Origin of the sequence: Mycoavidus sp. HKI (assembly GCF_020023735.2) — a bacterium.
Classification (GTDB): Bacteria; Pseudomonadota; Gammaproteobacteria; order Burkholderiales; family Burkholderiaceae; genus Mycoavidus.
On the sequence record NZ_CP076444.2, the window covers coordinates 1,900,407 to 1,921,825 of the forward strand.

General features: G+C 49.0%; 14 protein-coding genes. 3 read left to right on the forward strand and 11 right to left on the reverse strand.

Annotated features, from left to right (window positions below):
* Positions 1-351: 351 nt before the first annotated feature.
* The 3 genes from KMZ15_RS07455 to KMZ15_RS07465 form a co-directional block, all read right to left on the reverse strand.
* Positions 352-1,311, reverse strand: a complete 960-nt coding sequence (locus tag KMZ15_RS07455; RefSeq protein WP_223692177.1) for an Rpn family recombination-promoting nuclease/putative transposase — start codon at positions 1,309-1,311, stop codon at positions 352-354.
* A 132-nt stretch (positions 1,312-1,443) separates the two neighbouring features.
* Positions 1,444-6,846: an NACHT domain-containing protein gene (locus KMZ15_RS07460; protein WP_223692180.1), complete on the reverse strand. Its 5,403-nt coding sequence runs from the start codon at positions 6,844-6,846 to the stop codon at positions 1,444-1,446.
* A gap of 374 nt (positions 6,847-7,220) precedes the next feature.
* Positions 7,221-8,501: a class I SAM-dependent RNA methyltransferase gene (locus KMZ15_RS07465; protein ID WP_223692183.1), complete on the reverse strand. Its 1,281-nt coding sequence runs from the start codon at positions 8,499-8,501 to the stop codon at positions 7,221-7,223.
* 240 nt (positions 8,502-8,741) lie between these two features.
* Between KMZ15_RS07465 and KMZ15_RS07470 the strand changes: the two genes are divergently transcribed.
* Positions 8,742-10,154, forward strand: coding sequence for an amino acid permease (locus tag KMZ15_RS07470; RefSeq protein ID WP_223692185.1), 1,413 nt, complete (start codon positions 8,742-8,744; stop codon positions 10,152-10,154).
* 54 nt (positions 10,155-10,208) lie between these two features.
* A complete protein-coding gene (locus KMZ15_RS07475) occupies positions 10,209-11,606 on the forward strand; it encodes a KamA family radical SAM protein (protein ID WP_223692188.1) in 1,398 nt (465 codons plus the stop codon).
* Positions 11,607-11,758: 152 nt separating this feature from the next.
* On the opposite strand, the gene KMZ15_RS07480 is transcribed toward KMZ15_RS07475, so the two are convergent.
* The 3 genes from KMZ15_RS07480 to KMZ15_RS07490 all read right to left on the reverse strand — a co-directional run bounded on the left by KMZ15_RS07480 (position 11,759) and on the right by KMZ15_RS07490 (position 14,663).
* The gene (locus tag KMZ15_RS07480) at positions 11,759-12,256 is read right to left on the reverse strand and encodes a hemerythrin domain-containing protein (RefSeq protein ID WP_223692191.1); all 498 of its coding nucleotides are present in this window, start codon (positions 12,254-12,256) and stop codon (positions 11,759-11,761) included.
* Positions 12,257-12,393: 137 nt separating this feature from the next.
* A complete protein-coding gene (locus KMZ15_RS07485; protein WP_223692193.1) occupies positions 12,394-13,353 on the reverse strand; it encodes a hypothetical protein in 960 nt (319 codons plus the stop codon).
* Positions 13,354-14,117: 764 nt separating this feature from the next.
* Positions 14,118-14,663, reverse strand: coding sequence for a hypothetical protein (locus tag KMZ15_RS07490; protein WP_223692195.1), 546 nt, complete (start codon positions 14,661-14,663; stop codon positions 14,118-14,120).
* A gap of 102 nt (positions 14,664-14,765) precedes the next feature.
* Here KMZ15_RS07490 and KMZ15_RS07495 point away from each other — a divergent pair, with 102 nt between their 5' ends.
* Entirely contained in the window at positions 14,766-16,091 is a 1,326-nt protein-coding gene (locus KMZ15_RS07495; protein ID WP_223691058.1) for an IS4 family transposase, read from the forward strand.
* 358 nt (positions 16,092-16,449) lie between these two features.
* Here the strand turns inward: KMZ15_RS07495 and KMZ15_RS07500 are convergent, their stop codons facing one another.
* The 5 genes from KMZ15_RS07500 to lptE form a co-directional block, all read right to left on the reverse strand.
* Positions 16,450-17,658: an aromatic amino acid transporter gene (locus tag KMZ15_RS07500; protein WP_258134746.1), complete on the reverse strand. Its 1,209-nt coding sequence runs from the start codon at positions 17,656-17,658 to the stop codon at positions 16,450-16,452.
* Between the two features lie 203 nt (positions 17,659-17,861).
* A complete protein-coding gene (locus KMZ15_RS07505) occupies positions 17,862-18,287 on the reverse strand; it encodes a CopD family protein (protein ID WP_223692199.1) in 426 nt (141 codons plus the stop codon).
* 229 nt (positions 18,288-18,516) lie between these two features.
* Positions 18,517-19,788 (reverse strand): glutamate-5-semialdehyde dehydrogenase, encoded by a 1,272-nt coding sequence (locus KMZ15_RS07510; RefSeq protein WP_223692201.1) that lies wholly within the window; start codon positions 19,786-19,788, stop codon positions 18,517-18,519.
* A 1-nt stretch (position 19,789) separates the two neighbouring features.
* On the reverse strand, positions 19,790-20,875 hold the full coding sequence (gene holA / locus KMZ15_RS07515) for a DNA polymerase III subunit delta (RefSeq protein ID WP_223692205.1): 1,086 nt from the start codon (positions 20,873-20,875) through the stop codon (positions 19,790-19,792).
* A gap of 31 nt (positions 20,876-20,906) precedes the next feature.
* Positions 20,907-21,419, reverse strand: a complete 513-nt coding sequence (lptE, locus tag KMZ15_RS07520; protein ID WP_223692207.1) for an LPS assembly lipoprotein LptE — start codon at positions 21,417-21,419, stop codon at positions 20,907-20,909.

Genomic DNA, 21,419 nt, shown 5'->3' on the forward strand with positions numbered 1-21,419 from the left:
ATATAGTTTTACTTAAAATACGCGGATGAACGAAGAAATTCATCGGCAACTTAAATGGGTCAAGATGTAGGCGTAGGATGCCGACGTTGTGGCGTCAGAAGAGTATTTTGCCCCTCTTGCTTTTAATATCTAAGCTTTTCTTAGTGTGTTTGCTTAAGGATTGTGGCGATTTCTTTCTCTCTTAGCCCAGTGGCCTTCTCAATGAAAGCGTTGTCCATTCCCATCGCTCTCAAACTCTGAACAATGGTACTCGTTTCTTCTCGGCGACCTCGTTGTAAACCTTCTTGCAAACCTTTCTGCAGGCCGTCTGCCCAGACGTTCAATGCTGGGCTCCTGTCTAAGACGTACAATTCAATGACATGTAAGCTCTTTGATTTTATCGTCAGAAAGTTTAGTGGCTTGCTTGATCAAATCTAGCGCGGCACCTCCTGCTAGCAAATTCTTAGCAATTTCAAGCGCAGCTTTTTGCCAACCTTCGAGCAGTCCCTTTTGCTGCCCTTCGAGTAGCCCCTTTTGCTGTCCTTCAAGCAATCCTTCGAGTAGCCCTTTTTGCCGGCCCTCTTCAATTAAATATTGTGCAGCAGACATAATATCCTCCTGGTAATGTGGTGCAATGTTAATCATAGATTGGACAAATTGCTTGTCTAATCCTCGGCCTTCATTTGCTAGATAATATAGCAATGCTTTTCTTTTTTCAATAGAAATTGGATAACGCTCAAATAGCTCAAATATTTTTGGTGCAAGCTCCATCAACTCCAAACCATGAATGTGTTTTTGCGCCAATTCCATTACTGCACAACGTTTATGTGTCATCAACATCTCGTCTGGTATCGTCGATAACGCAATCAGTTGAATGGGTTCTGTTAATGCAAATATTTTTTGTGCTATTGGCTTGTGTCTGAAGCACTCTAAGAGACAGAGTGAGCCTTTATATGGATCTGTACCCCGATAAAAAATTAATGGCAATACCACCGGTAGCAATGTATCGCCTTGATTAAGGTGTTGTTTCATGATGGCACTTTGATAACGCCACAGCTTAAAAGGTGTTAACTTACCCACCGCACTTTCATGTTCTAGCAGGATATACGCTAAGCCTTGGTTTTTCATTACGTGGACTGAATAGACAATGTCGCTGTAATGCTGGCTTAAATTGGCCTCAACGAATGCGCCCGGAGCAAGGGATAGAGTATTGAAATCAAATTCTTGTTGCCAAGAGTCAGGCAAATGGATTTGTAGAAATTCTTTAGCAATTTCGATATCCATAAGAAATAATTTAAATAAGGCATCGTGCGGCATTGATAAGTTGTTCATCTAGCATTTATCTTGTTTGTTGACTTACCGCCAACAGGTTGAGAATGCTAAATATTCTGGCACGATGACCCAATAATAAATACTAGGCTGAATGGCTAATTTTTTTCCCTGAACGAGTTCTTTTTAATTTAATCATCCTTGTATTTGCCTTTGTGCGAATAAGCGAACGTTCATTGGACTTAAGCCTTGTGCATCTTGAATCGAGGCATGGGTTAAGGTGAGTTGGTTTTGAGATGAAGCCCAATATAACCCGACCCGCCAATCATTCGCTTTCGGTTCTATTTGCCAAATATGCGCGGCCCGCCCTTTGCCACCCGCCAATTTGATAATATGTTCCGCGGACTCAGGCCAAACGATTGAATCAACCCAGTCAAAAAAACAGGGCAGTGTCGCCTTGCATTCTCCTGTCTCTACTGACCACAGCCTGACCGCCTCATCCTTGCCACTCGACACCAAAAGCGTGTTATCTGGTGAGAAATTCACGCTCATCACCCAATGAGTATGTCCGGCAAGCGTGTGCACTATTTTTCCGCTGTCTACTTGCCATAGCTTCACTACCTTATCAGCCCCGCCTGACGCCAGCAGCTTGCCATCTGACGAAAAAGTCACGCTACTGACCCCAGGCCAATGCCCTTCAAGCACACGCAACATTTCTCCGTTTTCTATGTTCCATAGCTTCACGCTCCCATCTTTACTCGCCGACGCTAGGAGCTTACCGTCTGGTGAAAAATTCACACTACTCACCCAACTATCATGGGCCTTAAGGGTATATAGCTCTGCTTTGCGGTCTACGCTCCATAGCTTCACTGTGTTATCCCAACTCCCTGAGGCCAGGAGTTTGCCATCTGGCGAAAAACTCACGCTACTGATCCTTTCACTATGTCCTGCAAACGTATGCAACTCTTCTGCGTTGTCTACATTCCACAGCTTCACCGTATTATCCCAACTCCCTGAGGCCAAAAATTTGCCATCTAGTGAGAAATTGACTTTAAGCACACTGAGTGTATGACCTGTAAGCGTACGTAATTCTTCGCCGCTTTTTACACTCCATAGTTTTACCGTGTTATCCGCACTGCCCGACGCCAGATACTCACCGTTGGGGGAAAATTTCACACTCCTCACCCCATGACTATGCCCTCCGAGCATAGGCCGCTCTTCCCCGTCTTCGACTCGCCATAACTTCACCGTTCCATCCCCACTCCCCGACACCAAAAACTTGCTGTCTGGCGAGAAGCTCAACCCTTTTACCCTACCGCTATGCCCTTCAAGCGTAGACAATTCCTCGCCGCTTTCTACGCTCCATAGCTTGACCATATTATCTGAACTGCCCGAGGCCAGAAACTTGCCATTGGGCGAAAAATTTACACTACTCACCCAACCATTATGCCCTTCAAGCGCATGTAATTCTTTACCACTTGCTACTTCCCACAGCTTCGCTACCCTGTAATTGCCGGCCGCCAGCAATTCGCCATTAGGCGAAAAATTCACACTATTGACTGCGCTACCATGGCATTCAAGTGTACGTAACGCTTCTCCGCCTGCGGTGCGCCATAGTTTCACCGTCCCATCCTTGCTCCCCGACGCGAAAATCTCACCGTTTGGCGAAAAACTCACGCTCCTCACCCGGTCACTATGCCCGGCAAACGTATGCAATTCTTCGCCGCTTTCTGTGCGCCACAATTTCGCCGTTTTATCCCGACTCCCCGACACCAGGAATTCACCATTGGGGGAAAAACTCACACTATTCACCGCATCGCTATGGCCTTCAAACACATGCACTGCATCTCCGCTTTCTACTTGCCATAGCGTCACCTTTGTATCCTCTCCTCCTGACGCCAGGAATTCGCTGTTTGGTGAAAAACTCACACTATTCACCCTCACAGCATCATCCGCCCCTGCAAGCGTATGCACCAACTCTAATGCTTCAGTTCGATACAGTTTTATCTCGCCCTCGCTGGTACCCACAGCCAACCAGTGCCCATCAGGGGAATAACAACAATCAGACACCTTGCTATTCAACTCTAAACTAGGCAACTCACCAAAGTTAATGCCTCTCAACTGTGCCGTCTCTAAGTTTGCCCCACGCAACCATGCGCCGCGAAATTTGACTTCCCTTAAATCCGCCCCTTTAAATTGAGTTTGGTCAAAGACCCCATAACTTAAATCCGCTCCCGGCACTTTGATTTGGCTCAAATCTAAGCCATTCAATTGCCGGCCTGCCTTGACTAAAATAGTCAAAGCATTGGCCGCGGCTCTGTCAATGCCATCTCGGGTCTTTGACGCCTTGACCCACGCTAAGAGGGACTTGATTAAAGTAGGCTCCTGCCTTACTTGCTCGACTAAAAAACTCAGTACCGCTGGATCTTCCACTACGTTAAGTTGGTTGAGCAACGCCGCTGGCTGCAACGCAAAAAAATCTTCCAACTCGTTCCATAACAGACGTTGATTGTTCGTGGCACTAAGTTCCTTAGATAACTCTTGCCCGCTCCCAGCAGAGGTTCTCATTTCTTCCCATAGCGCACGCGCCACAAAATAATCCTGTAACGATTTATGGATAAAGCGATACTGATTATCTTGGCGGATTAACGGAGCATTAAAGCGCAGCAAACGCGTCTTTTCAGCGTTGCCTAAAAATTCTTCGCGCCAATCTCCATGCTTGGCATCACTTGCCGCTGAATAAGTGACGGTGACCGCTCGAGCTAGATGCAACGCTACCGCAAAGCGTTGACTAAACTCTATTTCGTGGGCCACAAACCCCTCTTCATCTAAACGCTCAAATGCCTCCTGTTCCGCGGGTCTTAATTGAATCCGCCCTAAGCGTTCTTGCGAGCGCGCAGACCAGTTGTCCACAAAGATGTCATAGAGCGCGACGCGCGTCAGTCGTGACTTCCGGCTCTTGTGCGAATCCAGTGTAGACAATACCTCTAAGGCCATATTGAGCATAAAGGGATTGCGCACCAGATCTTTTAATTCCGGCGCACCTTTAAAAGCCTGTTGATATTCTTGAGCACCCCATTTTGGCTTTACATATTTCACATATTGATGAATATAGTGTTCTATTGACGCATCCGAAAATGGCGCCAGCCGACACTCTTCGAATAAACGAGGTTTGCCTTGTGGCTGGAATTTACTTTGATAGCCGCTCCCTAAATATTCTGGCCGGCTACTCATGATCACATGCGCTTGCCACCGATCCAATCGGTTATCTGCATAAAAAGCACGTGAGCGCTGGGCCAGCTCATCATAGCCGTCTAGAATAAAGATAAAGCGACGTGCCTGACGTAACGCCTCTATCTGAGCCTTTGACAAACCCTGTCCTGCCAGATATTGCTCGATCAAATTCTTACTTGAATCCTCCAAGGTAGAAAGTGGAATAAATAAGGGGATAGGACGCTCCTGCGATGACTGAGCTTTGTGATAGTCATCCCATAAGCGACGGGCAAGGTGCCGGTTAAAGGTTGATTTGCCAGAGCCGGCCTCGCCCAACAACAAAAATACCTTTTTCTCTGATGCCAGAAATGCGCTCACTTTGCGCTCTAAATCGAAGTGCTCAGACGCATCAACGGTCAGCTTGCCCTGTGGCGCGACATACATCGCGAGGGCATCTTTTACCTCATCCACTTCCTCAAGCTCTTTTGCATAGTGCGCTTCTAATGCCAAGATATCTTTCTCTAGACCTAAAAACGCCAGCGGGGCCTTGCTGCTTTGCAACATAACGCTTTGCGACTGGGTTAAAAGAAGATCATCTCCCCGCGCCAGCTGCAGTAACTGAGTGCCCACTTGCTGCCAAGCCGGATCCCATACTGGCACAACGTAGTGATCTATAGCATGCGCTGTTTTAGCTTGCTGAAGCATAGGCGGCAACTGCTCTAGCAGTGCTCTGACTTGCGCTTGCATGCGTTCAGATAAAGTTTGGGTCTTTGCCAAGCGGCCTAAGGCGTGGCGGACAGCTTGCTGCACCCGGGCATACTGCCCCCACTGGCGGCTTTTGTTTTGCACCACATCACCTAAAAACTGAAGGGCTGCGGCTTGCGTGGTGTCCTCTGTTTGGATACGAGCTATTTGCTCTAAGCGTTGGCACAATCCTAATAAGAAGGCTTCGTTGCGGCTATATAGACTATGCCGAGCAAATTGCTCGAATGGCACCAGTTGGCCCTCTTCTAAGCAGGTATCTAAGAATTGCAGCGCCGCATACCAACGTTGCTGCTTACTTTTTGTTAAACGATCACGAATTGCCGTGCCGGTTGCCAGCACAGTGGCACCAAAATCGTTCATTTCATCGGCTAACTCGGCTAAACGCTTGACGGTCTCGCTCGCGCCAGAAAATGCCTCGCTAAAATGATCAAAAGCATTCAGCAATTTTTTCGGGTCAAAAGTCTGCACCACATGAGCCAAGTTCGTCGCGCCTAAAATGACGCTTGAACTCCGGCGCCATGTTTCTTGCCAACGGCTTTCATCATTCGGAATATGCGCTAAAGCTTGACGCGCGTAGTACGCTTGAAAGCGCAACTCGGGCGTTTGGCTTAATTTTGCTAAGACCTTATCTAGCGGTTCCTGAACCTGGATACGGTTAATCCCGGTAACGCTCGCTTTGGCCATCGCGTCTAAGACCTGTGAGGTGGTGTGCAGCAGCAACTGAAATTGCTGCACATTACCTTCTATATGCTCGCTAGATAAACGCCTCGTCAAGGTTTGCAACAGTTTGACTAAATCTCCTGCACTTTTCTTAAAGAGCGCTTCCGGCAAGTTGTGAATCATCATAGCCAAACTCTGGAGAGCAGATAGATCCAAGAGTTTTTCTTGTATCACCAGTGCATCATGAGCTTTGCCAATCAAATAACGGCATTTCTCTGGATCTGCGGTGGCCGCTAATGGCACAACTTCTCGCCAGAGATCTAAATCTTTGAAATCTCTTTGGGCGAAGGCCTCCAAGATATTACGCGCTAATTCGTTTAATTCTTGAGTTGGAGGTGATTGAGTAGATTGCAGACAGCGGGCTAAGTGGCGAGTATTTTTAATGTCACGCGCAGCCGTTGAATGATCAGTATCCACCACCACAGGCGGTAAATTATGCTTAAAGCAGGTTGCCCTGAGCGCCGCAGACGATAGCAGTACGCGGGCGTCTAAATTGACGGAAGAGGCAATTAAGTTTTGAAATACGAGTTTTTGAGGAAAACCTGGCGTTTTAACCACGCTCAATGCTTGCAGTTTTTCATCTGCGGCAGGTTGATCAAACGCTCGGGCAGCTTCGTAACTGGCACGCGCCTCTTTGATAAAGCCCATATCTCGCAGTCGATTACCGTGCTCAAGATGAGCTTGCGCTATATTTCTGTTAATTTCTGTATTTTTTTCGGCAGGGGGGATTTTATTAAAGAAGGTTTGCGCTTTGCTGAATAAGCGCCGGGCTTCAAGCAGATTTTGACTTTGCTGTTGGTAAGCCCGATCTAAGTATTTTTTACCTTCTTTGAAGTAATGAAGCTGGCTATAGCCTAAAGCATTGCGCTTGAAATTCGAAACCCCGGAGATTCTTTGCATCGTGATACATATGAGCCCCTCCCGGTTCACCAAGCAATTCCTTCCATTTCAAGCTGATGGAGCGACTCTTTAACCTTACCGCCTCATCGCCACTTGCTTGAGCCACCTATCACAAGCCCACATCCTATTCAAAATGAATGACAAATGCTATACAAGTTTGCAATGTGTATAGTCCCTCTAGCTTCTATTGATGGCACGAAATGAGCCGCTTAACTCACAGTTTACTGATGACCCCAGCTACGCTATGGATACTAATCGGGCTAAGCGTCATTCGTCAATCCTATCGTCTGGATTTGTCAGGAGCAAATAAAAATGCCGGCTTGGGGTCCGCGACCGCAGACTGATATAAAGCAGGGCCGCATAAAATAATACAATTACTCTTCATCGGAGCGCCGCTCGCGCATTGAACCCGTCACCAGATCAAAGCGGAATAGCCGGCACTCAATTGGGCCATTGAAAAGCGGGGTTCGTTTTGCTGCCCGTAAACGCATTTGGCCGGGCAGACCGCGGTCAGAAGTTAAAACAAAGGCTTGCCAACCCGTAAAACGTTGTTTAAGAGCATCACCAAAAGCACGAAAAAATTCAGCGCTAGCCTCGTCTGGCTGCGCGTCGCGAAAAAATTCGTTCTGGTCGCGGCGTCCAGTCTGCATCTCACGGTCTTGGCTACGCGCTCGCGGCGCCTGGCCACGCACCTCGACCCGCTCGCCATAAGGCGGATTAGCGACAATGATGCCTGGCGTTTCCGTAGGCGCTACCATGGCACACGCATCAACCTGCTTTAACCACAGTTGACGAAGCCCAGCCCGCTCTAGATTAGCCTGGGCTTTAACCAGCATATCACCCGAAATATCGCTACCAAATATATTCAACTCACTGTGCTGACTACGCGCTATCTGTTGCGCCTCAAGCGCTGCTGCCTTTAACATAGGCCATGCGCTCATATCGTAGGATTGGAGTTTTTCAAACGCAAAATGGCGCTCGCCTCCAGCCGCCAAACCAAGCGCCATCTGGGCCGCCTCTATAATAAAGGTACCGCTGCCACACATTGGATCATAGAGCGGTACCGCCGGCGTCCAACCGCTTAAGCGCAAAATACCCGCGGCTAGATTTTCGCGCAGCGGCGCCGCGCCCTTATCAAGCCGCCAACCGCGTTTAAACAGCGCTTCGCCAGTTGTATCTAAGTACAGCGTGCACTCTGTGGCACTCAGAAAAACGAATACCCGCACATCTGGTGTGGCGGTATCAATATTAGGTCGTGCGCCGGTTACCGCGCGCAGACGATCGCAGATCGCATCTTTGACACGCAAAGCCGCGAAACCTACATTGCGCACGGGCGCCGTCTTAATCGCGGTAATATCCACGCGCAATGTTTGTTGTGCCGTGAACCAATCCTCCCAAGCCTGCTCAGACGCAAACGCAAAGAGATCATTCTCATTGTGATAAGATTGCTGGGCTACTTTCAATAAGACACGGCTTGCAATACGCGAATGCAAATTCACGGCCATGGCAGCGGCGGGCCCGCCGGTGAAATATACGCCACCCGGCACAGAAGCGCCGACCTCAAGAGGAGCACGTAAGGCAATCTCATGCAATTCGTCAACAAATACTGCCTCAAGGCCGCGCGGGCAGGGTGAAAAGAACTCGAATGAAGGCATAATTTTTGTTAGACTTGGCGCTTTTTGCGCGAAGCCCTCATTTTAATAGGTTCTTAACTAGAATAGAGGGGAATCTACTGGTTTTTTACGCTTTTTCAGGTGAATATAGCTAATTTATAGCATTGTATTTTCCAGAACTGAAGGTATCGTTTTGGAAAGCTCTGGTTAATTTAACGTTAGAAAAATAGCTAATGTTCTAACGAGATGTTCAAAATATTGGAGTAGAAATTGAAGAAAGGCATGACCAAACCATTGGGCAGTCGAATTGCTGCACCAGCAACTTGCGGTGTTCTCGATACTGGGCTCAAGGAACGCCACGTTGCAATGCTTTCGATTGGCGGCGTGATTGGCGCTGGCTTATTCGTTGGTTCTGGACATGCGATTGCCGCGGCTGGGCCAGCTGTGATCATTGCGTATCTGATTTCAGGAATCATCGTTTTATTGGTCATGCGGATGTTAGGCGAAATGGCAGTCGCTTTACCGGATACGGGCTCTTTTTCAACTTATGCCGATCATGCCATTGGTCGTTGGGCAGGTTTTACAATCGGCTGGCTTTATTGGTGGCGCAAGGTTTTAGTCATCCCGCTAGAAGCGACTGCCGCAGCGATTATTTTGCATTCATGGTTTCCAGATATTGCCACTTGGGTCTTTGCTCTAACGATTACTGCGGCGCTAACTTCAAGCAATTTATTGAAAGTCGCGTACTACGGCGAGCTTGAATTCTGGTTTGCCCTCACCAAAATTACCGCAATTATTATCTTTATTTGCATTGGCGCGGCCGCGATTATGGGCTTTCTGCCAAACAGTAGCGTCAGCGGCATAGGCGCGCTTTCTAATGCGGTGGGCGGCTTTGCGCCAAACGGTTTGGAGGCGGTGATCGGGGCCATGGTGATTGCCATGTTTAGCTTATTTGGCGCGGAAGTCGCGACGATTGCTGCGGTTGAATCCAAAAATCCCGTCCGGCAAATCACCCGAGCGACTAATTCCGCCATCTGGCGTATCAGTATCTTTTATCTAGCCTCGCTTTTCGTAGTGATCTCGTTAGTGCCATGGGACGATCCCCTATTGCCAGAGATGGGTGCGTATCAACGTGTGCTTGAGTTAGTTAACATCCCTTATGCGAAAGCGCTGGTGGATATTATTGTCCTGATCGCGTTAATTAGTTGCCTAAATTCTGCTCTATACACTGCCTCAAGGATGATTTTTTCGCTTAGCCAGCGTGGCGATGCCCCGGCTGCAATTCAACGCACAACGCGCAATGGCGTGCCAGTACTCGCAGTGCTTGCCTCTACCGCAGTCGCTTTTTTAACGGTCATTGCCAACTATATAATGCCCAAGCAAGTATTTACCTTCTTGCTCGCAACTTCAGGCGCGATCGGGTTGTTAGTGTATTTAGTCATTGCCGTCTCTCAGCTGCGTTTACGCAAGCGCTTACTCGCTAACGGTGAGCAACTAAAACTTAAGATGTGGCTCTTCCCATGGCTCACTTGGATTGTCATTGTAGCTATCGTTGGGATCTTATTCGCCATGTTTATCCAGCCTCACCACCGCACGGAAATGCTGATCACGACAGCGTTAGCAGTGATTGTGGCAGTGACGGGCTTAGTCATCAATCGCCACCGCAAGGAACCTGAGTTCCCATCTAATCGTTAAGCTGAGATGTAAGCGCAATTCTTAAGAAAATCAGACTGAATAGGGGTATATAAAGTGACTCAAGAGGTTCTCGCTGCACCGAAATTTAAGCCTTATACCCGGCAATCCATCCAGCAAGCGCCGCAGTGGGAAAAAATCCCAACAGAACTGCGCGAAGCAGTACTCGTAGTTTCGCGTGTCCTGCCCTTTCGTACGAATCAATATGTCATGAGCGAGTTGATTGATTGGGATCGTGTGCCAGACGATCCAATGTATCGTCTCACCTTTCCGCATCAAGACATGTTGCCACCCGCAGAGTATGCTCATCTGAGGGATTTAGTGCTCATCAAAAAAGATGAGGCGGCGATTGAAATGCAAGTTAAAAAAATCCGCTTGCAAATGAATCCGCACCCAGCCGGCCAAATGACGCACAACGTGCCTATGCTAGATGGAGCCCCTGTTCAGGGCCTACAGCATAAATATAAAGAGACCGTGTTGTTCTTTCCAAGCGCCGGACAAACCTGCCATGCCTATTGCACATTCTGCTTTCGCTGGCCGCAATTTGTGGGCATGGAAGGCCTCAAGTTCGATGCGAGAGAGTCAAGCGAATTAGTTTCCTATCTCAAGCAACATAAAGAAGTCACGGATGTGCTGATTACTGGGGGGGATCCCCTCATTATGAACACCCGCTCGCTGACTGGGTACATTGAGCCACTACTCGATCCAGAACTCGAGCATATTCAAAACATTCGCATTGGGACTAAATCGGTTGCTTACTGGCCACAGCGGTTTGTAACTGATAAAGATGCCGACGATTTATTGCGCCTTTTCGAGAGGGTTGTCAAGGCAGGTAAAAACCTAGCGCTCATGGGCCATTACAATCACCCGGTTGAATTGCGCCAAGAGATGGCGCAAAAAGCGCTTAAGCGTATTCTGTCAACCGGCGCCACGGTACGAATGCAGTCCCCGTTAATCCGCCACATCAATGACGACGCTAAAGCATGGGCCGAATTATGGACACTGGGCGTTCGTCTAGGGGCCATTCCGTACTATATGTTTGTTGAGCGCGATACCGGACCCCATGAATATTTTCAAATGCCGCTGGCCAAAGCGTATGAGATTTTTCAGGCAGCGTATCAAACCGTCTCTGGCCTAGCTCGCACCGTGCGCGGCCCTTCAATGAGCGCGTTTCCGGGTAAAGTGGTGGTAGATGGTATCGTGAATATTCGCGACGAAAAGGTGTTTGCGCTACAGTTTCTGCAAGCCCGCAACCCAGATTGGGTACGTCGGCCTTTCTATGCGAAATTCGATCCAAAGGCCACTTGGTTAGATGACTTAGTGCCGGCTTTTGGCGAGAAACGCTTTTTCTTTGAGACAGAAGAAAAGGCTCCTACAGATATTAGGTCAAACATAAGCCACCCGACGCATTCAGTGATCAAATTTACTCCGCGCGAACTACGCAAGGCGTCTTAGAGCAATTTAAAATAATTGATCAAAAACGGCTCTAATCAGCCGATGGATTAAGGCCTATTCACCCTTATTATTTTGTAATTCGGTTGATCTCCGAGGGCCGGCAACTTCAGTCCATCTCAGTTTTTGCAAAAAACTGAGATGGACTACATCAACTACGCAAACTTTATCCTCAACTCATCCTTACGAGCTGCCATCTGGGCACCTAGTTCAATCATGTCTAACTTTGAGCCCTCGACCTTTGGAAACATCTCGTTCTGCTCTTCCTTGACATGATGCTTCACGTACTCGGACAACACTTTGATCTTCGCGTCGAACATTTCGCCATTGGGCTCAACGTCCTTGACTTGAGCGATGAGGTTCTTAAGGGTATCGTGTTCGACAGTTGCCTCAGGCACCAGCTCGTGGTCCTTTAAAGCTTTCTTGACGGCGGGATAAAATATCTCCTCTTCAAGCTGGGCATGGACCGTTAACTCGATGCAAATTTGCGTGACCAAGTCTTTTTTCTTCGTGGCCACGCGCGCTTTTTCGTATTCTTCGAAAAGCTCCTTGACGTGTTTGTGGTCAGCCCGCAGCATCGCTGTGGCTCCTAAGGTTTTTGATGCATGGGTGCTCTTCTTCGTGGTCGTCGTTGCCGTCTTTGTGCTTGCCATGATTGAGTCCTTTAAAAGGGTGCCACAAGAATGAGGGCATGAACAAAGCGATCAAAATGGTGATCGGAATGGGCATACCAAGAAAAAGCAATAGCGGTGAATGCATGTTACGGCTATAAAAACCATTCTATGGCGATTTATAAATCTTGGCGACGGCCGCCATACATGGCACCCAAACTGCCAAAAAAAGCACCGAAAAGCAACGATGCAGAAAACCAAAGCGCTGCATAGGAAGACGCTTTGCGCACCTTGTCGGCGGATTCCTTCGCAGTGTCCTCGACCTCCTTGAGCTTCACCTGAATCTTGTCAAAGATAGCTGTCACGCGCTTTTCGGCATCGGCTTGAGCCATGCCTGTGCGTTGCGCAACCAATTGGGCAACGTAGCGCCTATCTTCTGAAGGCAAAGTGTTCGTTCGGATGCCATTGGAAAAGATACGAATCACTTCAGACTTGGAATTGGCCGAGCTAACTTCACTGCCTGTTGGCTGGGCTGAAAATGAGTCCGTTGATGCGCTCATGCCCTTGCGAAAAAGCGAATCGACAAAGTAATCCGTATTCTCACCAAGGGAAGGAGCAGCATTCTTGGCTACGGCCCCTCCAGCGCTGACAACAGTGCCGGCTACCGAGGCAGCTGCTTCGCCGCCTCTAGTGAGAATAGAGCTGATCGTTGTAGTCAGCAATGCTGCGGTCAATAGTGTCGCTACGGCCCATGTAATGAAACCATGCGCTGTGTCGCGAAAACATCTCTCGTCCGTTTGCACGACCGCCCATTTCGTCCGCAGCCGACCGGCCAGATAGCCGCCCACACCAGACGCCGCTAGTTGCGTAAAAGTAAGCCACAAAATGGTCGACATACCTATCGCCGCCGTGCTGGCGCCTTGGTTCGACCACGGCGAGACGGATGACAAGCCGAGGCCCATGCCAAGCATCAGAAGAATCAAGGAAAGCGCTGCTGCCCCGGCTGCGCCTGCAAAAATGGCACCCCAAGAAACGCCTGAGGTGATGGGAGCTATCTCAGCTGACTGAAGGCTGCCTGCTGTCTGGCTGCCCCCGCGTGAGGTTGTGGTGGCTAAGGTTGGTGTAGTTGGTGTACTCATCTTTTCCTCTGTCGTGAATTCAAAGCATTATTCTCGCAAATCAATACATCTACCTTCAAAGCATCGATCGTAGTGCGTTTAGCCTTACAGATCCCTTTGAAATTCCTTGATCTCATTTAGAAAATCGTTTTGTGTACCGACTAACGTTATCATTTTCTGCTCCTTATAAAAATGTGAGAAGAGGACCACGGTATAGCTAAAAGTGAGCTTTTTTCTATCAAATTAAAAGCCCTAGATGGCTAACACAATCTAATATAGCACCATGCTGTGACTTATCAGTGGTAAATGTCCTCGAATTTTGGGGGTTGAATTGCTGCGCTTTTTGGCCTATGGCCGGCGCTTGTCAGGATGAAAATGCGTCGGTCAGGGATGCGGCAGCCCGTGCGCTCAGTATGCATATTGATCTTATTTACTTGTGTGATTGAACACAAAAGTAGATTTTTTTAATTCGAATTTGACACTCATCGTGACCGATTTATGTACAATCTCAACACCTTCACTTGCCTCACTTTATCGATCACGATAAATCTGCAACTGGCAGTCACGATCGCCGAAATACGCAATGTGATACGTTTTATGTGAAAGATCCTGAGTATAGCTCTGATAGAAGCTATGCAGCAAAACATGCAAATTGTGCTTAAGTACACTTTACGTTCCATTGATCCCCAAAGGCTTTAACTAGTTTATCGTCCAACTTTCGGGAGTCAGTTCAAACTTCAGGATACCTTATCGAAGCAAGGTCAAACTAACCTCAAATACACGCCCTAGCAATTGCGTTTAGAAAAATCAAGTTGATCGTAGGGAGTGAGTTGTGCGGCTTCTGCAAGTTGCTTTGTCGCGGCAACGTCAGAACCTTTGATAATGATGGCACAGTAGGAGTCAGAATCTGTTTCAAAATGCAGAAGTGCAAGTTCTCTTGCGGCCAGCCACTCCGACAATGCCTGAAATGCAGCAGGAACTGATTCGAATTCCATTTCGCAATCATGATCCCACTGCTCTTGGACATTGAGGGTTGCCAGAATCTCAGCAACCTGCCATCCAATTTCTTCACTTGCCTTCCAGTCTAGTTGAATAATCAGCCACTGACCTCGTCGTTGGCCGTCGTCCCCTGACATGACTTCCTGTAGCGCCTCAAACGAGCTTTCTGTTTCGTATAGGGCGGTGCGGGCTACTTGCCATAGACGCCGAGCTTCCGTCTGGGATAAGGAAGCGGTCAAGAGCTGGATGAACTTCTGAAGATTTTTTTCCAATTGTTCCAAATCAGGCCCATTTTCATTATCCAATAGTTCGGCAACACTTTCTTCAGGCACATCTGTATCAACAGGATCGGCATCCTTAGACTCATGTCCTTACACACAACTATAAACAGCCAAGTACAATAAACCTTTAAAAGAAAGAGATGACAGGCAGAGATGAGCTGGGCAGCGAAAGAATTTAAGACAGTAGATTTAGGTGACAAGCGGTTAAACAAGAGGCTGATGTTGCTTGCAGAGCGTCTTGGGGAAAAGCCGACGGCGAGTCTGCCTGGGGCATGTAAAGGGTGGGCGGAAACCCAGGGGGCGTATCGATTTTTATCTCAAGAGGATATAGGTTGGGAGTCTATTTTAGAGCCGCACTGGTCCTGTTCGCGTGCGCGCTTACAAGAGCAGCGTACCGTTTTGTGCATCCAAGACACCACGGAACTGAACTTCAACGGACAATCGATAGAAGGCTTGGGTCCCCTGTGTTACGAAGCGCAACGAGGTATGTACCTGCACCCGACGTATGCGGTATCGTTGGAGCGTGAACCGTTAGGCGTATTAGATGCGTGGATGTGGGCACGTGCATCCAAAGAAGACGTAGAGAATCGGTCTGGGATCAAGGAAAGTATACGCTGGATCGAAGGGTATAGCCGACTGGCAGAACTCTCAGCCGAGTTACCCGAGACACGTTTGGTGTATATGGCAGACCGTGAATCCGACATGCTAGAACTGATATGCAAAGCCTCCGAACTGGGGAATCCGGTGGATTGGTTAATTCGCTCGTGTCACAACCGGGTGCTACCAGATGGTGCTCGCCTGTGGGAGGCAGTCGGTGCGCAGGCAGCGGTAGGCGAATTGCATTTTATGATGCCCTCACGGCATGGCCAAAAGGCTCGAGCGGTACGTCAGCAAGTCAGAATGAAACGCGTTGTCCTTGATGATAGAAAGGGCTCCCCGTTAGAAGTGACCTGCGTAATAGCCCAAGAAGTGGAGGTACCGTCTGGCTGTAAGCCTGTGGAGTGGCGCTTGCTCACTAATCGCGTGGTACTTGATTTCGACGCAGCAGTGGAGTTGATTGACTGGTATCGGGCTCGCTGGGAGATTGAGATGTTCTTCCACGTTCTCAAAAACGGCTGTCGCGTCGAGGCGCTGCAACTAGGGGCTATCGAAAAGTTAGAGAGGGCGCTGGCGGTCTATATGGTGGTGGCTTGGCGAATCGCTCGCTTGATGAGACTAGGCCGTACTTGCCCTGATCTGGAAGCAGAACTGCTGTTTGAGCCAGAGGAATGGCAAGCCGCGTATCTTCTCATGAAAAAACCTGTGCCAAAAAAGACGCCTCGACTCAATGAAGTAGTGCGGCTTATTGCGATGTTGGGTGGATTCTTAGGCCGAAAAGGGGATGGCGAGCCCGGCGTAAAAACCATCTGGCAAGGATTACAGCAGGTTACTGCCTTTGCTCAGGGTCTACGCTGGGCGCGCCAAAACCAGATATTTTGAGTTGTGTATAAGGATATGCCTTAGACTGGCTACCACTAAATATTTTTTTCAGAAATTTCAACATTTTGATCATTCTCCAAAATTTCCTAGATGGGGATGTAAGCTGGAAGCGGAGAAATTTTTGAAATCTAAATAAATCAACAGGTTACATTAGGCTCGTTGGGTTAAGTGACTGGAATAGGCCTTTTATAAGTTATTGATTTATATACGTTCCAAAAATTTCTCCGCTTCCAGCTTACACCCCCTAGATGGTATCGTAGATATTCGCGACGAAAAGGTGTTCGCGCTGCAGTTTCTGCAAGCCCGCGACCCACTTAGATGGCACTTTCTGCTCTATGCGGTCACTACCTCTACAGCTTTACTTGAAAACTGGCAACCAACCAAACATACTCATAATCACCGTCAGGTAAACTATAAAGCCGCAAACAATAATCAGGTTAAGCATTAGATTATTGCATGGTGCAGTATATATTGCCTGCGCATAACGCTTGCGAGCGCTTTTTACCAAAAACGGCGGTAAAATCACGCTCCAAATAGTAAAAGCTAGCCCAGCATACCCAATAGCATAAATAAAACCATTAGGATAAAAAGAACAGACCACCGCCGGAGGTAAATAGGTGATAACGGCGGTTTTAAATCGTCCAATACGATCATTTTTGAAATTAAAGAGGTCGGCGATATAATCAAACAGCCCTAATGTTGCCGCCAACATTGAACTCGCCACGGCAAAATTCCCAAAAAACGTCAAAATCAAATCCATGTACTTGCTGTTCAAAGCACCGTGGAGCGCTCCGACAAAGGTATCGATGTTGCCGCCTTTGGCGATAATCTGGGGAAACTCGGCGCGGCTAATATTGCCCATTGTGACTAGCAGCCAGAAGATATAAAGCAGAAGAGAAACTGCCATGCCGATAATAATAGAACGAGTGATGTTACGGATGCCGGATTTTCCATACAATCTCACTAAGCTAGGCATGTTACCGTGAAAACCAAACGAAATAATACAGAAGGGCAAGGTCATCAGTACATACGGGAAATAATGAGTGTCTTTGAGCGCGACCGAGGCCGAATCTAAAAGTTTAGCTATTTCAATATGGCTGACCATGCCGGAAAAGGTAGCAAAAAAAGCAATAAATTTACCAAAGGTCAGTACGGTAACAATCCGGCCGACCCACCGTGAGCTATACCAAGCAATCAGACCAACAATAAAACTAACGATAAGCACCAAGAAACTCACCGGCAGCGATATATCAGTATATTTAATTAGGGTCTGAGAGAGTACTGCTGAAGAGCCGGAAATATAAGCATAGGTCAGAATATACAGCACAAAAATAAAAGAGGCGCCAACTAGCACGCTCCATTTTTTACCCAGCAGCTCGGTGGTAAAAGTATTAAAACTCGCACCGGGCTTGAAATGAAGATTGACCTCCAGTAAAAGCAAGCCAGTCATCAGCATCATTAAGGCAACTAAAATAAGGATAGTTGCCCCGCCAACAAACCAGACGCCGGACATGGCGATAGGCAAGGAAAACATACCGCCGCCTACCACCGTGGCGATAATCAACATCACTCCGCTGGTCAAGCCAGGGGGGTTTTGGGGATTTTTTATGTTTATCATTTGTAGGTATGCAAAATACAAAATAGCCTCACCATACGATGAGGCCGACTGAATCGAAACGCGATCGGATGGTAGGGCTCTGATCTAGCCTGAGAGAGGATGTTACGATGCAATAGTCAAAGGATTGATAGGGAGCGACGCTACAATACGCTTTAAAACGGTTTGAAAACCACTAAAAGTACAGCAGCTAGCAGCCCCAACACCGGCAGCTCACTAAACCCCCGATACCAGCATTGGCTACGTTTATTACGCCCCTGCTCGAATACCGCTAGCAGCTTGCCACAGGTAATATGGTAAGCAATCAGCAGCGCAACAATACTTAGCTTCGTATGCATCCAGCCATTACCTGGGCCTTCCAGGCCAATGCCAACCACTAGCCATAACCAAAGGCCAAAGCCAAGCGCGGGTATGGCAATAATCGTCATAAAGCGAAACAGCTTACGAGCCATCATCAGCAAGCGTTTGATCGCTGCCGGCTCGGTTTCTTGCGCCAGATTCATATAAATCCGTGGCAGGTAAGCCAGGCCCGCAAACCACGATGCAACAAAAACAATATGTAACGATTTAATCCAAAGCATGAGTATCTTTTAAAAAAGACGCCAGCTGACAGGTTTTGCAACACGCTAAGTTTGTCAGACACCAAACGTCAAAAAATAAATATCGGAGATCACTAGGCCGGATATTATGCCAGACTTGCTAACCGTGACGCAGTAGTTTTGCGCTCATTCCAGGGCCTTTTCGGCAACAAATAATCGAATGTTCATTGAGTTAGCTGCCATGACATCATTTTCGGTAATCCTGAACTTTTTAGCTCCTGCCTTCGCCGTGGCCTAACACAATATATTTCAACGAAGTTAAACCTTCTAAGCCCACCGGTCCGCGCGCGTGCAGCTTGTCGTTTGAGATGCCGATTTCCGCGCCAAGTCCATATTCAAAACCATCGGCAAACCGCGTTGAAGCATTCACCAGAACACTGGCCGAGTCCACTTCGCGCAAAAAGCGTTGCGCATGGTCATAATGCTCAGTCACGATGGCATCTGTGTGGGCTGAACCGTAAGTATTAATGTGGTCAATGGCAGCATCTAGATCATCGACAATACGAATCGCTAGAATAGGTGCGAGGTATTCGGCACGCCAATCTGCTTCAGTTGCATCGGTCAGAGAAGCAATCCCGGCTTGCTCAAGCACTGTACGACTGCGAGCACAGACGCGTAAGGCGACGGCTTTATCCTGATACAGCCGGCATAGCGGCGGCAGGACGGTCGCCGCTATGCTAGCGGCAACTAATAGTGTCTCCATCGTGTTACACGTGCCGTAGCGCTGCGTCTTTGCATTGTCGCAAACCGCTAGGGCCTTGGTCAGGTCGGCCGCACTATCGACGTATACATGGCACACACCGTCTAGGTGCTTAATCATGGGCACGCGCGCTTCGCGCATTAAGCGCTCAATCAAACTCTTGCCGCCACGCGGTACCAGCACGTCGATATATTCAGCCATCGTCGCCAATTTGCCCACAGCAGCCCGATCAGCCGTCGCGACCACTTGCACTGCATCGGCCGGCAAGCCGGCGGCTGCAAGCCCGCTGCTAATTGAACGAGCAAGGGCCAGATTGCTATTGAGCGCCTCCGAACCACCCCGCAAAATCACCGCATTACCGGCTTTCAGGCACAGTGCCGCAGCGTCAATGGTGACATTCGGCCGAGCTTCATAAATGATGCCAATCACGCCAAGTGGCACGCGCATCCGGCCAACCTGAATGCCACTTGGGCGGAATTTGAGTTCACTGATTTCGCCAATCGGGTCTGGCAACGAGAGTACCTGTCGCAGGCCAGCAATCATTGTGCGCAGCGCTGCATCGGATAGGGTTAGGCGATCAATAAAAGCTGCCTCCAAGCCTTTTTCTTGCGCCTGCGCACAATCGCGTGCATTGGCTTCTTTTAACACCGTAATGTCTTGCTCAAGCGCAGATGCAATCGTCGCTAGCGCATTATTCTTGGCCGCCGTTGTGGCTCGCGCCATGGCACGTGAAGCGGTGCGAGCGCGTTGACCGAGATCGGTCATATAGTGATCAATATTCATATTATTCCCGGCTTTGGCCTACCCTTGATTGATTCGACAGCGCTACCATCATAGCTAACTCAAAGAGGCCATGCCACAGGTCCGCAGGTGGCAAAGCCTGCGGCGGCTCACTGGCAAAAAGACGCGTAAGCCCTTTCATTTGACGATCTAGGCGCGCCGCAAAAGCTAAGCCCGCGACCAGTGCTTCTTCGCTCAAGCGCGCTAACGCAGGACCTATGAGCTTCTCGCGCGGCCCCCATACGCGCTGCTCACGCAGCAGGGTATTGAGCGGCCGGCCAGCAGCCACGCCGCGCTTAAGCTGCAGCAGCACCCGCAATTCTTCAACCAATGCCCATAGTACCAGCATAGAAGCTTCGCCTTCGCCGCGCAAACCATCCAGCATGGTGGCGAGCCGCCGCACATCACCTGCGAGCATGGCCTCATTCAGCTTAAAGACATCATAACGAGCCACATTTAATACCGCCTCGCGGATTTGCTCGACGCTAAGCTCGCCCGGAAGGTAGAGCAACCCAAGTTTTTGAATTTCTTGATGAGCCGCCAGCAAATTACCTTCGACTCGTTCCGCAATCAGCCGCAATGCCTGCCGCCCGGCTTCACCAGGCGGCATCTGCTGGCCCTGGGCGGTCAGACGCTGGCTAATCCAGTTCGGCAGCAAGGCTCGCTCAACGCGATCAATGCGGATGGCGACCCCGGCTGCGAGCAAAGCCGTAAACCACGCGGTTTTTTGAGTGGCGGCATCCAGTCTAGGTAAGGTAATCAAGACCACCCTATCTGGATGAGACTCAGCCGCTAGTATTTTTAGAGCTTCGGCGCCCTCCTTGCCCGGCTTACCGCTTGGAATGCGCACTTCAAGCAATTGGCGCTCACCAAACAGCGACATGGCTTGGCTGGTGCCGAGCAACGCGCTCCAATCAAAGCCACGCTCCACCGTAAAAATAGAGCGATCCGTATGAGCTGCCGCGCGCGCAACTGCGCGAATGGCATCCAGTGTTTCTTGAATGAGAAGATGCTCATCGCCATATACAATGTAAAGCTTTGCAAGCTCCTTGCGTAAATGGCTAGCGAGCGAATCAGCGCGCAGTTGCATGGGTTTCTTGTTGAGTCAAGCAGGTATAAAGCTATTGTGCAGGCTTAAGGCTATGCACCAAGGCCAGACGACGCATTAATTGATCCGTCGCATCATTTTCCATATCGCGATACAGCAATTCAGATTCAGCTTGTTTGGCCAGCGCATACCGATCATTATAGGTCATCGAACGATTCAGCCTAATCATACTGGTTGGGATTAAGATCGTGCCGTCCATGCTGGTGAGTGCATAAACCACCGACGTAGCCAGTTCATATTCTTCAACCACCCCTTGGGCAGTCAAGCTTAGGGCGCGCTGATTGCGCGCGGCGGAGACCGACAGGATCGCATCGGCATCATGCGTGGCAGCGACGATAACTGTATCGCTGCCAGTCTGAATCATCCGCTTCACGCGCACGATCATCGACGGACTGGCCGTGCCAGAGGGCTCGATATAAAGGCGCTTGAAAGCGTAATCCTGCTGACCTTTAAGCTGAAAGCCACACGCCGCTAGCAAGATCAAGGTGAGGAGGATGGGCACAGCGGCCACGCGGGTGCTCAACAT

Excerpts from the sequence above, each read along its gene's own strand:
- KMZ15_RS07455 (WP_223692177.1), bottom strand. The coding sequence starts at position 1,311 with ATGAACAACTTATCAATGCCGCACGATGCCTTATTTAAATTATTTCTT.
- KMZ15_RS07460 (WP_223692180.1), bottom strand. The coding sequence starts at position 6,846 with ATGCAAAGAATCTCCGGGGTTTCGAATTTCAAGCGCAATGCTTTAGGC.
- KMZ15_RS07465 (WP_223692183.1), bottom strand. The coding sequence starts at position 8,501 with ATGCCTTCATTCGAGTTCTTTTCACCCTGCCCGCGCGGCCTTGAGGCA.
- KMZ15_RS07470 (WP_223692185.1), top strand. The coding sequence starts at position 8,742 with ATGACCAAACCATTGGGCAGTCGAATTGCTGCACCAGCAACTTGCGGT.
- KMZ15_RS07480 (WP_223692191.1), bottom strand. The coding sequence starts at position 12,256 with ATGGCAAGCACAAAGACGGCAACGACGACCACGAAGAAGAGCACCCAT.
- KMZ15_RS07485 (WP_223692193.1), bottom strand. The coding sequence starts at position 13,353 with ATGAGTACACCAACTACACCAACCTTAGCCACCACAACCTCACGCGGG.
- KMZ15_RS07495 (WP_223691058.1), top strand. The coding sequence starts at position 14,766 with ATGAGCTGGGCAGCGAAAGAATTTAAGACAGTAGATTTAGGTGACAAG.
- KMZ15_RS07500 (WP_258134746.1), bottom strand. The coding sequence starts at position 17,658 with ATGTTGATTATCGCCACGGTGGTAGGCGGCGGTATGTTTTCCTTGCCT.
- KMZ15_RS07505 (WP_223692199.1), bottom strand. The coding sequence starts at position 18,287 with ATGCTTTGGATTAAATCGTTACATATTGTTTTTGTTGCATCGTGGTTT.
- KMZ15_RS07510 (WP_223692201.1), bottom strand. The coding sequence starts at position 19,788 with ATGAATATTGATCACTATATGACCGATCTCGGTCAACGCGCTCGCACC.
- holA (WP_223692205.1), bottom strand. The coding sequence starts at position 20,875 with ATGCAACTGCGCGCTGATTCGCTCGCTAGCCATTTACGCAAGGAGCTT.
- lptE (WP_223692207.1), bottom strand. The coding sequence starts at position 21,419 with ATGTTGAGCACCCGCGTGGCCGCTGTGCCCATCCTCCTCACCTTGATC.